The organism is Hyphomicrobium sp., from assembly GCF_036780825.1.
Taxonomy (GTDB): Bacteria; Pseudomonadota; Alphaproteobacteria; order Rhizobiales; family Hyphomicrobiaceae; genus Hyphomicrobium_C.
This window is the reverse complement of the sequence record NZ_DAIQCD010000051.1, coordinates 1-14,612: the sequence shown is the minus strand read 5'-3', so window position 1 is coordinate 14,612 and position 14,612 is coordinate 1. Positions and strand designations below refer to the sequence as shown.

The following is a 14,612-nucleotide window of genomic DNA, read 5'->3' as shown; positions in this document are numbered from 1 at the left end:
TCATGTCGGCCAGCACGGTCATTGTCGCGATCAACGCCCAGCTGCTGCGCTTCTATCGGCGCCAAGCATGAGCAATTTGCCTTGCGGAGCGAGTAAGCAGCAATGCAAGTGACCCTTCCTCTTCCCGGAACATGCCTCATCGGTTGACCGCGGATGCGGCGGCCGCGCTGAGTCACTCTAGCGCCGCACATATCGATGGCGCCCGCAGCTGAGGCATGGACCGTTTACTTTCATCTCGCGGAACTAGCGGAGAGATGCACCTATGGCGCCGCTCCTTAAGCCTGAGGAATGTAGCTTGCTGTTGATTGATCCCGTTCGTCGTAACGTCGAACGTAGCGATATCGATGACGACGGTCAGTACTCTCTTATTGGCCGCTACGCCTTGTTTCAACAGGCTGCGAGAATTCTCGATGTGCCAGAATTTTTTGTGATCGACGGCAATCCGACAAGCGAGCGAGACTGGATAATACAACCTTGTGAGCGCTCGAGGTCTCGCGTTCACGAGGCCAGCTACGCCGGATCGTTGTGGTCCACCAGCGGGCTCGGCGCTGCGCTTGCCAAAGAGGACAGAGCCTGTCTTGTGCTCTGCGGCTTCTGGCTCGATGGTAATATTACGTTTGTGGCGCTCAATGCGCTTGCCGATGGATTCGATGTCTTTGTGCTCATGGATGCTTGTTTGAGCTGTGACAAGCATGCACAGAGCCCCACAGTCGATCGGCTTCTGCAGGCTGGTGTCGTTCCCTTGACGACCATGCAGATGGTACGCGAGTGGGCTGAATGCACAGCAGATGAAGCGCGACGCTCTTTGTTGCTCGATCTATTGACGCCGACCTGAGAGCCAATCTCTCGCCCGTGTCCAAGAACTCTCACCTTCACCCTCGTGCCCTCAAGGTACGAGGGTTTCTCTTTCATTCACGATGAAGGAATGAGGACAAGGACAACTTACAAGACGTGGCGATAAGCTGAAGATGTATTGCGGGGGAGGCGGTCGTGTACCTTAGCGTTGCGATCATCTCTGAATCAGGTTTCAACCGATGAAGAGGGGTGCGGCCTCTCTCCAAGGGGCGAGCCGTGCCGGCTCGATGTCTCTGGATGAATTCCAAGGCAAGGAAGAGGTTCTATGTCGGCCCGGCCTGGCCACCTCACGTCAGCGCGTACGAATATGCTCGTACTTTGCCGAGGACAGGATGGGGATGGGAGTTCTTGCGCCGCAATCCGGTCTATCAGCGCGACTACAAACTCTGCAGAGCCGGGTGCCCATCATTCTGTTGGCATAAGACCGGGATTGCCCTGTGTCGGTTGAGGCGTCGCTCGTGCCGAGCCGAAGCGTGGGGCTTGTGCTCCTTTCGCCGATCCTCAAAAGCCTGCCCCTCAATGTCACGTATTTTGGTCTCCTGATACCGTGGCGCTTTCCCTACAGGGAAGTGCCGAGCGCCAGCGCGATCCTTGCACTGCAGACGATCTAAGCCTCGAGCTTCACAAGAATGCAAAGCGGCTCCTGATCGATGCCAAAGGTCTACAGCATCTCCTTTTCGAGAAGGACGCGGCCGCCCTTCCGGTTGCGCTCGATGGATGTTCCGTCTTGATCGGTGCGGTTCGCGTCACGCTCCGGGTGCCAGGTCTTGCTCAGCTTGATCGCGCGCGTGACTCCCTTGCAGCGTTGAGTGCTCTTCTTTGTCCGGGAGGTGCGCCCGTGGCGGTTGGTCAGGGGTGGACGGCAACAAGTCTCCAGATGCGTGATGCTCTCATTGCTCTCGACGGTCACTGTGTCGGCGCAACATATCGTGATATTTCAGGGGTTATCTTTGGATCAAAGCGTACGCAGGAGGCGTGGCGGAGTTCAAGCACCGCGCTGAAAGATCGCATTCGCCGCGCGCTGAAGCGCGGCTTATGGCTCTCTGGCGGAGGCTATCGTCAGCTCCTGTGAGGGGGTGGTGTTCGCTGTTAGTTTCGCTTCGACACTGCTCGCCAACGTTGGGCGCGTGCCGAACCGGAACGAAAATCGTCCGGTAGCCAAACTACCTTCTTGGAGGATTTTTGCTCCGGCTGACATCGAGGCAGGCATCACCGCGATGGCCGACGACGTTTAAGCGTGGTGCGAGAAGCCGGGCATCTATGGGCACATGGTCACGGTGAAGGTTGCGTAGAACAACTACTTCGGTGCAGCTAAAACAGGTTCGCTAAAAGCGAGTAGCCGCAGCGCATTAAATACGACGAGCAACGTGGATCCTTCGTGCAGAGCCACCGCAGAACAGCGAACTCCTCCTGCTGGCAGATAATTTTGCGAGCTCCGACTGCCGCTGTGTTAGCCCGCTGTATGCTAGGCATGTCGTCGGAACCGCCATCCTGGTTTTGCTTGTCCGATAAACCTGAACCCTTGGCTGGACTGACATTCTCTAGGTGATTGGACAAGATAAACATTCGCCTCCGGCGACGTCAGTTCGCGAGGCGATACACGAGGTTGGCTGACGTCGTCACGGTTCAATAATGAGCAGGTTGCAGAGACTCAGTGAAGTCTGGGCGGACCCGCCCTCGATCCCATGATCTCGGGCGGTCGGGCTCTATCGCGCGGCCTCGATCAGCCGCGCGACCGAGCCGCCGGCAAAGGGGAACCGGCGTCTCGGCACATGCGTGTAACGATCCCTTCCGCGGAGCCCGTGGCACGCTCCTGCCCCAGAAGCCGAACAGCGCATCTGTTGCGAGCCCTCGGCCCGTTCTTCTCCGTCGGCGCCTCAGCCACTAAGACCATGACGCGGAAAGGTGTCCCGATCGGCGGCTCAGCTCCGCATCGCTGTCGGCTGAGTCGAGTGTGCTGCGGCCTACCTCCGCTGAGGCCTCGTTAGTCGCGAACCGAGCGCCAAGCCACCATCCTCTCGCCGTGGCCGGGAGGCCCTTTCCCCGCCAAGCTTTGTGCGACGATGTGGCAGGCGTCGCCTTAGCGGCAACCCGCGCTGCGCGCGGGTCCTCCACTGCGTTCCGGCCCTGCGGGTGCCTCAGGCTCCAGCCCGCCACGATCTGCACGCGCCGGCGGGGGAATAGGCCTCCGCCGGAACAACGTGAGGATCAGCATCATGGCTACCATCGGTTACGTCACGAAGCGCGAGGACGGACGCTACGAAGGCGAGCTCCGCACCCTCTCCCTCCGGGCATCGATCGCCATCCTTCCCGTCGGCGACAAGCAGACCGATACCCAGCCTGACTTCCGCGTCATGGCCCAGGGCATCGAGATCGGCGCCGGCTGGCAACGGATCGGACAGACCTCGGGCAAGGAGTACATCTCGCTCTCCATCTCGGCTCCCGAGTTCGGCAAGACGCTCTACGCCAACCTCGGCCGAGCTGCAGGTCAGGCCGATCCGAACACCTACGCGCTGATCTGGACCCCGCAGGACTAAGCGGGGTTTCGCCTCCGCGCCGCTCACCGCGGCGCGGAGGCTCTTTCTGTGGCGACGTTCGTCCGCCATCCTCCCCCACCCACCCGCCCCACCACGGCGCTGACGCCGCCTGGAGCAGCGTCGGTGCATAGCGTCAGACCATCGTCCACCGATCTGGGGGCGGTTGACGTCAGCCCGAACGCGCAACGCGCGGCACGTCCGGCCACTCCTTTTCGGCTCTCCGATACGGCGCACGCTGTAGCCGCGGCGGCTGCAGACCGTAGCCGGCTCGGTTGCGTAACGCTCCCGCGATCGGGTTCGCTGAGAGCAGCGTGAGCGCCCTGTCGAACGGTTGCAACGGTCCTGTGTGGCTGTCCCGACACCGCAGCGCTGCTCCTTGTCGGTCTGACGGATCGCTTTTGGCAACGCCTGGCCGTGCGCAACTCTCGCCGGAAATGATCCGGCTGCGTGTGCCTCGACCACCCAAACTGCTGAACGGACCAGCGAGCGCGACAAAGGAAGTTGCGGGAAGTCTGAGAGAGCATTTCCGGACATCAAGATAAAGGACTGACGTCATCTGCCCGTCAGATCGTGCAAAGGACGACTTGCGGACGACGTCGGCAAAGCGCACCTACCGTCAGCGTTTGAGATTCCTTCATGCAATCAGCACACAATTTAACGCCGTCTTGAACGCGGCGCTCGCCACGCCATCTCGTCTTGCCACCACATCAACCCTTGAGGTTCGACATGGCGCAAGACGACTTCGATCCCAAGCTCGGTCGCATTCGCGATAGTCGCAGCAGCCGTTCACAGCGGCATGCCGCGCTCGTGTTCCGCCAGGCTGGCAAGACGGGCACAAGGGCGGTGCTGCAGCGCGGACACATCGCACCCGGCAGCCTGACGCGCGGCATGGGGACAGGCGTGCGGGCCGCGGCGGGGCTCATTGCGCCCGGGAGCCGACGCGTCATCGTCAAGGCGCGTTACACACGGATCCTGAACGGCGACCTCGGCGCCGCACAGGCGCACATGAAATACATCGTGCGCGATGGCGTCACCCGAGAGGGAGCCCCTGGACGGCTCTATGACGCCAATGGGGATGACGTCGATGGTAGTGCTTTCCTCGCCCGCTCGGCCGACGACCCGCACCAATTTCGTTTCATTGTCTCCGCCGACGAAAGCGCACAGCTCAGCGACCTCAAACCGTTCATCCGTGACCTCCTCACCCAGATGGAGCGCGACCTCGACACGAAGCTCGACTGGGTGGCGGTCGATCATTTCAACACTGGACACCCGCATACTCACGTCGTCCTCCGCGGCAAGGATGATCAGGGCAAGGACCTGGTGATGGCGCGCGACTACATCGCCCATGGTGTCCGGGCCCGCGCCCAATCCCTCGTGACCCTGGAGCTCGGACCGGAAACCCAGCTCGAGCGTATGCAGAAGCTCTTCAACGAGGTCGGCCAGGAACGACTGACGCGCCTCGATCGCGCGCTCATCGGCCGCTCCAAGGACAACATTCTGGTCGTCACAGCCGCCGAGGAGCTCGATCCCACACAGCACACGCTCCGGGTCGGCCGGCTCAAGACCCTGGAGCGGCTCGGCCTCGCCGACGAACGGCAACAGGGCGTCTGGGCACTCGATAGCCAGATGGAGGGCAAACTTCGCCAGCTCGGACAACGTGCCGACAAGTTCAAGATGATGCAGCGCGCCCTGCAGGAAGCCGGGATCGAACGTGGCGCGGCCGCCATGGCCCTATTCGAGCGCGGTCCCCGGAAGACCCCGCTGGTCGGCAAAGTCGTGGGCGTCGGTCTCGTCGACGAGATCTCCGATCACACATGGGTCGTGATCGACGCCATGGACGGACGCGCGCATTACGCCGAGCTCGGCCGCCTCAAGCCCACCGACGCGCCTATGCGCGGGACAATCGTGACGCTGGCCGGAGACAGCCTCGACGGTAAGCCGTCGCCGGTGCCCAAGCTACAAGTGCTCTCGCCCGTCGCGCTCGAGAAGCAGGCGACCTACGACGGTCCGACCTGGCTTGACGAAGCCATCCTCTCACGATGGCAACCCGAGCCGGGAACGCCCGGCTTCGCCAGCCAAATGCGAACCGCACTGGCCGCGAGAAGAGATTGGCTGGTCGAGCGCCGCGTCGCAACGATCGCGCCCGGTGGTGGTCTGACACCAAATCCCGACATGATGCGGATCCTCCGCAACGCCGAGACCGATCGCATCGTCCAGCAAGTCTCGCGCGAGCTAAACGCCGCCTATGTGCCGACAGAGCCTGGAGTGCGCATCACCGGCGTGTACGATCACGCGATTGCCACGCCCACCGGCAAGCTCGCCGTGATCCACCGTCAGGACACCTTCACGCTGGCACCGTGGCGCCCGGCGCTCGAGCCGCTCAGGGGGCGCGCTGTTTCTGGCATGATCGGTCCCAACCGCGTGACGTGGAGCTTGGATCGAGGACGAGGCCTTCCCAGACGCAGCTAAAGACCCCCAACTCATTCAGCCGTCCCACCCCCAACCTCGCGTCCCATCAGAAACGTTCCCAGTGACCGTAAGCAGATGTTCGGTTTCCGCTTTAAAGTGGACATCACTCAGAAGTAGATCGTCTTCGCAGTTTGACCCTGAGCGGTCCTGAGCAAGTGCAGCACGAGCAGCAGGCCGACGAACGCCACGCCGAGTTTTCGGACATACCCTGCTGTCTTCAGGGCATCGGAATGACAGCTTGCAGCCCGTTCGGCTAACCGCTTAACAGCGGACATTTCAAGAACCTGGACTAGGGGCTTACCTCACCTCCCGTTTGACAGCCTATCAGAGTGGCTTGAACGTCATCGTCGTCTGAGTTTCACCTTCGGTGACGCTGTAGACCTTTAAGATTTCGTAGCTCTTGTTCTGCCAAACGCGAGCGCCCTCTAGGTACTCCTGATGGATGGCAAGGTCAGCATCGAGCGCATCGCCCTGATGGATGGCGACGCCGGCTTCAAGCTGGTCGAAGAAGCTTGAGTCTTTGATTGGCGCCGACACCTTGTAGCCCTGCCAGTTGAACTGCCACTTCCGCTTGGAGCGCAGCAACACGGCTTTGATGATGACCAAGTTGGCCCGCACGTGCTGTGTGCGCTTCTGGGGTACGGTGGTAGGCAGTGAAGATGCGACGGCCTTTTTGTTGTCGGGTTGGTCGAACGGCGAGAATATGCGCGTGGTGAGCCGACGCTGGACGTTTTTGATTTCGCTCCGCTCGATTTTCACGACAGGGCGAGCCGCCGAGCGAGGCGCGACCTCAACCGCTGTGATTTCCTTGTCTTTCTCAACGGCTGTCATTGCGCGCCCAACGCCCGAGGCAACGGTGGGGTCACGTTGGACCTGCAGGAACCGGTCTGCGGCCTCCTTGGACAGGACAATCCGGCAGTCGTTGTTGGCCTCGAACACGAGGCTTCCATCCGGCTGAACATCCATCTTACAAATGGGGTCGGCTTTCAGCGTGTCGTACAGATAGCTGCTGAACAGTTCGACGACGACGTCTTTGGCGATGTAGACGGTGGCGACAGCACCCGCGACGACCGCACCGACAATCTTCTTCTTCGTCAGTTTGAGCCCGAACCGAATGCTGCCGGACGTGATGGTCTCGACGTAGACCTGAAGCTCGAAGTCGGGATTGGCGAGACGGTTGATCTCCTCAAGAGCGGTTTTGAACCCGAGAAGGGCTTCGCTCATGGTCTCGACGGCGATGCGACTCGGCACACCGCCAAAGCGAATTTCAAAGCTCTCGTCGGAAAGCTCGCGGAGGTCGACGACGTCCATTTGTGAAATCTGCCGGAGAGAAATGTTTGAACTGAATAGTGCGGAATGAAGCAGAAGATTGAGGTTCACACCAGCAGGGGGGCGCAGATGTCACCCGTTTAGTTGGCGTCGGGGAGGGGCTGAAAGGAGCTGTAGACGGTGGGACTTGAACCTACACCACCCGGTCCTTAGCCATCCGGGCAATCGACGGGTGAGGAAGCGTCTGGGCCTCCCACCACATCCCAACTACGTCCGGAAGCCAACCGTAAAGCAGTGTCGTGACCTTCTTCCTAGAGTTCAGTTAGTGCGGTCCCAGCTTTGCCGGCGAACTCGGCGTTGAGTTCCTCAATCAATACGCGCGTTGTCGAAGATGCGAAAGAAATTGTCGGCGATCTTCGGGGCTTCGACATGCACGCCGATTTCGCTCAGCGGCGCGCGATCGGATGGATCGGCAGACAGCCAATTAAGGCTCGAGACGACGAGCGCATCGTCGTCCCAGCCGAGTACCTTTGCGTGCAAGCGCGGCCGATGGACGGGCCGAATGGTTACGCCCTCCCGGGCAAACTCGCGGATGAGATCGGCACCGGCCAATCCTGAGAGCGGCCCCGTGGTGCGGCCGTAATACGCCAGGGCCTCAATCTTGTTGTCGCTGGCGCTGACCGCCGAGAGCATCGGCAAGAGTGCAACCGGCCGGGCGGCAATGCCGATACGATGGCTCAAGACGAAGATCCGACGCTCGGCGTGATCGCGCGCTTCGAGAGTGAGATTCGAATGCTCGGAAGCAAAGACGAGCCGCATTTTGGCGGTGCGCCCTTTCTCCCTTGGCATTCTCTCAACCCTACGGCCCAAAACCGTGACAGAGGTGGCGAAGTCGCTCCAGATACCGGGGCGGCCCTTGGACAAACTGGCCAACTTTCTTATGAGCTCGCCAACGAGCTGAGGATCACGCAGCCTCAACGAGGCCTCGAAGCTGCCGAAGTCTGACCCCAGCCAGTTGCACGACCCGACGAGCGCTTGCCAAGCCCCTTTGCCGTTATCGGCGACGGCGATCTTGGCGTGCGAATAAGTTGAATAGGGATGGACATTGACGCTGTCCTTGCGGCCGGCAGCCGCGATAGCGCCCGCAAGGCGTTCGGCGGCCGCCTGAGAAGGATTGGTCGGCGTGCCATCATCAGCCTGACCCCACAAGAGATCGATGCGAGCGCCGTTGCCGGCAGCTTGCAACAAGGCTGGAAGCAGCTGGTCGCCGTTTTCATTGACGAAGGTCGAATGGATGATCAACCGCTCCTTCGCCGCGCGAATCATGCGATCGATAGCCTTGCGATGCGCTTCGCCATCGACAATGAGATCATCGGGGTCAAAGAGCGCTGTCTGTAGCGCTGGCGCGTCGGCCTCGCCGACTTTCGGCTCCGCTGGCGCGCGAGGCCGCGCCGCTGAACTTCCTTTGCCAGCTTTTGCGGTGAGCGCCTTACTGGCGGCGTCGAGGATAATCTCACGGAGCGCCGGCGACGCGCGGGCAGGCAAACCCTCGATTGCTGCATCGCGCACCGAGACGACGGCGTGGCGCTCGGTCGGCTTTGTGCCGGATTGCTCTACGCCAACGATCTCCTCATCATCGCCTTCGATGGCGACGAAGACGTCATAGAGGTTCTCCTGACCCGGCAGGAACGTACCTCCGAGGTGCGTGACAATGTGGCCGTCGCTGCTAGCCGGCAGTTGTGCAAGCGGGCGCGTCTCGAGCTCCCTTTGGCGAAACACTCCACCTGTGATCTGTTCGATATGGTACGCGCGCCAGCGCGTCTGCGGGACCGTGGCGGCCGGCAGTTGCTCATAGAGGGCATGGACGGCGCCGAGCGCTGTCGCTCGAAAGATAAGCGCGCCATCTTCCGTGGCCATCTCGACCCATCCGGCGCGCATCAAGCGAATGAAGGCCTCGAGCACGACGCGTCGGGGTAGTCCCGAGTTCTTCGCAAACTCTGCGGCTGATGCCGGCTTTTCGGCCGCGGCATAGAGGAGGAGATGCTCGACGACGCTCCAGCGGCGGCCGTACTGGATAAAGAAGCGATTGGACCCGCGCAGAACGGGAAAGGTGACATAGACTGTCGTCATGGCTTGATCCCCTTCAGTGTGTCGAGGGGAACGATGGCGGCTTCTCTCGCCGTAACCGCGCGATCAAGCGCATCGAGGAACTTCGCCAGGAAGCCCACGTCTTGATCGGGGAGCGAGGCCGCCGTCGTGATGATATGGCGGTAGAAAGAAAGGCTACCGAGGAGGATAAGGCGCCATTTGGCTCGACTCAGGAGCACGTTCATGCGGCGGTTGTCGCGCAGAAAGCCGAGCGCGCGCGAGGGCGTGGAGTGCGCGTTGTTGCGCACGAGAGAGATGAGAACAAGATCGGCCTCGGCGCCCTGAAAGGAATCGACGGTGCCGCAGTAGTCGTTGTCCTCGACGGCCGGGTCGAAGTCCGTGAGGTGGGAGAGGCTGCCCCCGTCCCTGTACTTGTTGAGCTTGTCGCGCAGGAGGTTCACCTGCTGCTTATAGGGAGAAAGGATCGCGAGCGAAGGTGGTTTGTTGGATGGGCGGGCGCGCATGAGCTGCAGTGCAGTCATCGCCGCAATGGCCTCGTCCGGGTTAGACCAGGGGGGAGACCGCTCCCCAGCACGGCCTCCGGGCTTCTCCTCGCGGGAATAAGGCATGTCGACGAACACGATGGGGCAATCGGGCAGCCTCTTCACATCAGCCGAGGCGAAAGGTGGCGGCTTGGAGAGATACTCCTTCTCCTTGTCGGCGTTGGTGATCAGCTCGCCGTCATAGAAGCAGTGGGACACAACGCGAGCGATCACTGGATGCATGCGGTACTGTTCGTTGAGGCGTCTGGCGATGGGCCTGCCACCGGGGCGAACCTTCTGGCGTTTCAGTTCCGCTTCGATCAAGGTTTCGAACAGCGTCAGGACATTCAGCGTCGAGGCGCAGACAGGACCGAGATCGCTCGTCTCCTCCTGAACTTCGGTGAAAACCTCCTCGACGCCCTGGTCCTTCAGGTATCGGGAGATAAGGTCATCGACAAGCTGAACGGCATCCTTGACCTTCTTCTCGGAGGCAAGCAGTTTGGCGATCTTGTCGACATCGAAAGGCGGCAACTGTTTGTGGTCACCTATCATCAGGCGGCGATGCGAAAGCAGCAGCGGCGACAGAAGCTCACCGCCCGTGGCTTTGCCGGCTTCCTCGACGATGCTCCAGTCAAACAGGCTTCGTTCATCGATCAGTCTCTCGACCGCGTAGGAATTGGTGGTAGCGAAGACAAGATTCGCAGCACGCAGGATCATTCCTTCGAATGCCCGCAGATCGGCCGACAGGCGTTTTTTCGCGGGATCGGCCGATAGGTTGAAACGAGGAACCTTCTTACTTCGAGCCTCGGCGAGGCCCCGAACCCGGTCGCGGAGGTGCTCGGGGGCTTCGTTGACGAGAGAGCTCTCGGCGAGCGCACGCAGATAGTTGTCGGCCTGCACATCGATTTCCAATTCGCCGGAGGACTCGTCGTCGTCGACTGGGCGCGCCCGGACGATGAGGGGCCGTTGCTCGGCATCGAGCCTGCCGAAGACGGCTTTCACCTCGCTCATCAGGTGGTCGATGGCCGAGTTGCTCTGGGCGGAAAGAAGCATGCGACTGGTCGGTTCGTCTGCGAACCTACGTCGCACGACATCGCCGGCAAGATAGGTCTTCCCGACGCCGGGCGGTCCTTGGAGGAGGAAGAGCGGGATCGTGGCGAGGATCTCGCGCAGTGCATCCTGTTTTGATTTATCGAGCTTCTTGAAAGCGTTTTCCGTCTCGTCGAGCGGATCATGACTGTCGGAGATTCGCGCACGCGCGTCGGCGAGCACGGAAAGAAGCTCGGTGTGCTGCCGCAGAGCGGTGAGCGCTTTCAAGCGGCGCTTGAATTGAGCGATGCGGCCGGGCATTCCGGCGGGGGTCAGGAAGGCGTTGACTCTTTGCAGGACCGGAACCTGGCCTTCGAAGTGAAGGCATTCTTGACCGTTGATTTCCTTGCGGCCGACAAAGTGCCAAGTGGTCGCGCTCGAGGATTGCTCGCCGAGCATTTTCGGCTCTGCCAGCGTCCATCCGCCCTCCTCCCGGACCTCGTCGCCGTCGAGCATTTTCGATAGCCGGGCCGCCGGCGCATCGATCTCGAGGATATCGGAGAGCTTGGCCCGGTCGGGATCATTTCGAGGGGCGAGGTGCAGGGAATAGGTGTCGCCGACCGGAACGTCTGACGCCTTAACGACTTCGACCGGGAAGATGTCGGCGGCGGCGTAGGCCATCTCGAGGACGAGAAGCAGCGCGAGCGACTGGTGTGTCCGATCGAGGTCTGTCTTGCGCGCGTCCGGCGGGATGGTGCGGGCAATAAGATCGTTCCAGGGCTGCACCTTGCCGCGCCGGCGCGGAAAGCTTTGCGTGGCGATATTGTTGGCAACGAGCTCGAGGCCGGAGCGAGCGACATCGGTCCTACCGATCACTGCTCCGGGCGCCGGGGCCTCCGCATCCGCGCGGTCGCAGAAGGCGAACTCCCAGGTCGGCTCGTCGTCGGAGCGGGGGTTACGATAGGGATTGATGCGGTAGGTAAGCTGCTTGCCGACCAGCACATGGCGCTTTTGATAGCCGTCTTTGATCGATAGGAAGAGAGGCTGGAAACCTAGGTCCTCCTCGACGAAGCGTATTTGCTCTTCCTGTTGAGCGATCTCGATATTCTGCCCCGAGGCAAGGCGTATTGCTTGACTCAAAGAGCTGTCGATGCCGAGGCGCACAGCGAGACAAAGACGGGCCTCACGGCCTGCGGCTTCGTTTTCCAAGCTTTGGATGATCTCGTCGATGCGGCCGGTGATGTAGGAGCCATCCAAGCGGTCGACCTTGTCAATGTCGAGCATGGCGCGGAGCAGGCGGATCTCGGCCGCCGAAGCATGTTCGGCGACATCTGAGGGGATGATTTTTGGGTCGATGAGCCGGGCCTCGGGGATTTCCACGATACGGGCGATCAACAGCGCGAGGTCGTGCCAGTCGCGCACAAAGGAAACCGGCTGCTCAGGCCGGGGAGCTGCAACTTTCTTATGGGTGTCGGCACCGAGGCTCGCGATGCGCATGGACCATTCAAAGCCCGTGAGGCGGAAGTCGGGTTCCGGCGACAGGGCGGTGACGACGGCCCATGAATCGATATTGCGGTGAATGGCGCCTTGCGAGTGCAAGAGTTCGACACCTTCGGCAAGGCGGCGGGCATTGGCCCAGAGAATGTAACGGGTGCGTGGCAGCCGGGCGCGCGCAAGCAGATCGGGCTTGCGCGTGGCGGACAAAAATCTTTCGAGAGGACTTCCTTGTCGGGGATCGAGGACGAGATAGAACCCCTCCGCGTCCTTGCCGCTGGCACGGATGGGGACAAATAGCTCTTCTGCACGCGGAAGCGCGCGAAGGCGCTGGAGTTGCCTTAGCTCGCTGCGCCAAATGTCTTCGAGGTCTGCATCATCGACGCCTTTGGTGCGGGGCCAGAACTTGATGAGGACGTCGACACCCTCCGAGTCGCGAGCAGCATAAATGCCAGGCCGGCCAATGGCTCGGTCCGGTTTGAGGAGGTAAGTGTCTTCTAGGACGTACTCCGCCAGAAAACCCTTTTTTGTTGCTTTGCGCGATGTCATGCGCGCGCGTTATAGCAAAGGTGGGCGTGAACTGAAACGCCCGTCGAGACATTCGCTCACATGGTGTTGGCAAACAGCCGGTGATTACGCCGAGCCGTTTTCCACACAGTGAATGGTCAATTCGTTGTTTGGTCAATCCCGACTCTGCGTCTGCTTTTCGCAGCAAAGCCGACCTGCGGACCTCATCTGTCGGCACGATCCGGATGACCGCCGTCGACGTCCGCTTGTGGGACGCCTCAGCCTTGTGCAGCGCACAGTTCAAATAGAGCGTTTGGGTCGTTATTGGCCCTAAGGTGACCTCCCCTTACGCTTGTTGATGATCGTTCTTGAACCTGAAGCGGAACTCACCCAGCGCCCTGGCGGTCATACAAGCGCGCGACCTACATTAGTCGCGCTTCCCTCCACTTCCCGCACACGCCTTCTGCTTCCCGCGTTTTGCGCCGTTTCCGCATCGACCTGACATCGCGCCAACGACACGCTGAGCCTGAACGAGCGCATTAGCGCACAGCGAGGCGAGGCCGTCATGTCGACCAGATTTCATCCCCTTCAAATATCGATGGCGTTGGGCGTGTCCCTCGCCACGATGTGGATCGCGACCCAGTGGACGGCCGCGATTTTCCTCTATCAACCCGCACTCGGAGCCGCCTGGCTCGAGTTCGCGAACACCAGGATCTATGCCCCGTGGCAGCTCTTCTCCTGGTGGCTCGCGTTCGACGGCCAAGCGCCGCACGTGTTCGCGCGCGCGGGCGCCCTTGCTGCAGCCGGGGGGCTGCTGAGCGGCGCGCTCGCGTTCGGGGGAGCCGCCTGGCGGGCGAGCCATAGGACACCGTCGACGACCTATGGTTCTGCCCGCTGGGCGGACGTTTCCGATGTGATGCGCGCGGATCTGCTCGGCGACAGCGGCATCGTTCTCGGCCTCTACGACGAGCGATACCTGCGCCATGACGGCCCGGAGCACGTCCTTGCGGTCGCCCCGACGCGCTCGGGCAAAGGCGTTGGTCTCGTGCTGCCGACACTCCTGAGCTGGACCGGATCCGCCGTCATCCACGACATCAAAGGTGAGAACTGGGCCCTCACAGCAGGCTGGCGATCACGCTTTTCGCACTGCCTGCGCTTCGACCCCACCGATCCGGAGTCAGCCCGCTTCAACCCGTTGCTGGAGGTGCGCAAAGGCACGCACGAGGTACGCGACGTCCAGAACATCGCCGACATCCTGGTCGATCCCGAAGGCGCCCGAGAACGGCGCGACCATTGGGAGAAGACAGCCCACGCGCTGCTGACCGGCGCCATCTTGCATGTGCTCTACGCGGAAGAGGCAAAGACCCTGGAGCGCGTCGCAACCTTCCTGGCCGACCCCGCGCGCTCCATCTTGCGCACCCTCAAGATCATGCTCACGACCAACCACCTCGGCACCGAGGCGGAACCGATGGCGCATCCCGTCGTCGCCTCGATCGCGCGCGAACTCCTCGACAAGTCCGAGAACGAGCGCTCCGGCGTCGTTTCGACCGCCATGAGCTATCTGGCGCTCTACCGGGATCCGCTCATTGCCGCCAACACCGCCAGCTCGGACTGGCGTATCGCCGACCTGTTGGAGCCGGAACGACCCATCTCCCTCTATCTGGTCGTGCCACCGTCGGACATCTCCAGGACCAAGCCGCTCGTGCGGTTGATCCTAAACCAGATCGCCCGCCGCCTGACCGAGACATTGCCCGACCCCAACAAGGCGCCGAGCCGCCGGCTCCTACTGATGCTCGACGAATTCCCGGCACTCGGCCGCCTC

Annotated in this window: 9 protein-coding genes and 1 pseudogene; 7 read left to right on the top strand and 3 right to left on the bottom strand. The window is 61.5% G+C overall.

The features are described 5' to 3' along the window. Positions 1 to 295: 295 nt before the first annotated feature. The 6 genes and pseudogenes from V7P99_RS14015 to V7P99_RS14000 all read left to right on the top strand — a co-directional run bounded on the left by V7P99_RS14015 (position 296) and on the right by V7P99_RS14000 (position 5,861). Positions 296 to 835: an isochorismatase family protein gene (locus V7P99_RS14015; RefSeq protein ID WP_333795454.1), complete on the top strand. Its 540-nt coding sequence runs from the start codon at positions 296 to 298 to the stop codon at positions 833 to 835. A 257-nt stretch (positions 836 to 1,092) separates the two neighbouring features. Beyond that, positions 1,093 to 1,278: pseudogene (locus tag V7P99_RS14780) on the top strand (transcriptional regulator domain-containing protein); the annotation flags it as partial. A gap of 14 nt (positions 1,279 to 1,292) precedes the next feature. Continuing rightward, positions 1,293 to 1,466: a hypothetical protein gene (locus tag V7P99_RS14010; protein ID WP_333795453.1), complete on the top strand. Its 174-nt coding sequence runs from the start codon at positions 1,293 to 1,295 to the stop codon at positions 1,464 to 1,466. Further along, entirely contained in the window at positions 1,403 to 1,927 is a 525-nt protein-coding gene (locus V7P99_RS14775) for a DNA -binding domain-containing protein (RefSeq protein ID WP_442908671.1), read from the top strand. The genes V7P99_RS14010 and V7P99_RS14775 overlap by 64 nt, the downstream gene beginning before the upstream one ends. A gap of 1,144 nt (positions 1,928 to 3,071) precedes the next feature. Next, positions 3,072 to 3,392 carry a DUF736 domain-containing protein gene (locus V7P99_RS14005; RefSeq protein WP_333795452.1) on the top strand — a complete coding sequence of 107 codons (321 nt, stop codon included), beginning with the start codon at positions 3,072 to 3,074 and terminating at the stop codon, positions 3,390 to 3,392. 726 nt (positions 3,393 to 4,118) lie between these two features. Continuing rightward, positions 4,119 to 5,861 (top strand): DUF3363 domain-containing protein, encoded by a 1,743-nt coding sequence (locus V7P99_RS14000; protein ID WP_271029868.1) that lies wholly within the window; start codon positions 4,119 to 4,121, stop codon positions 5,859 to 5,861. A 324-nt stretch (positions 5,862 to 6,185) separates the two neighbouring features. Here V7P99_RS14000 and V7P99_RS13995 read toward each other — a convergent pair whose 3' ends face one another. The 3 genes from V7P99_RS13995 to V7P99_RS13985 form a co-directional block, all read right to left on the bottom strand. Beyond that, entirely contained in the window at positions 6,186 to 7,172 is a 987-nt protein-coding gene (locus V7P99_RS13995) for a hypothetical protein (RefSeq protein WP_333795451.1), read from the bottom strand. Positions 7,173 to 7,496: 324 nt separating this feature from the next. Beyond that, positions 7,497 to 9,260: a phospholipase D-like domain-containing protein gene (locus V7P99_RS13990; protein ID WP_333795450.1), complete on the bottom strand. Its 1,764-nt coding sequence runs from the start codon at positions 9,258 to 9,260 to the stop codon at positions 7,497 to 7,499. Beyond that, complete coding sequence (locus V7P99_RS13985) at positions 9,257 to 12,832, bottom strand: AAA domain-containing protein (protein ID WP_333795449.1); 3,576 nt, start codon at positions 12,830 to 12,832, stop codon at positions 9,257 to 9,259. Before V7P99_RS13985 ends, V7P99_RS13990 begins: the two co-directional genes overlap by 4 nt. A 523-nt stretch (positions 12,833 to 13,355) precedes the next feature. Here V7P99_RS13985 and traG point away from each other — a divergent pair. Then, a partial coding sequence (traG, locus tag V7P99_RS13980; RefSeq protein WP_333795448.1) for an IncP-type conjugal transfer protein TraG occupies positions 13,356 to 14,612 on the top strand: 1,257 nt, incomplete at its 3' end.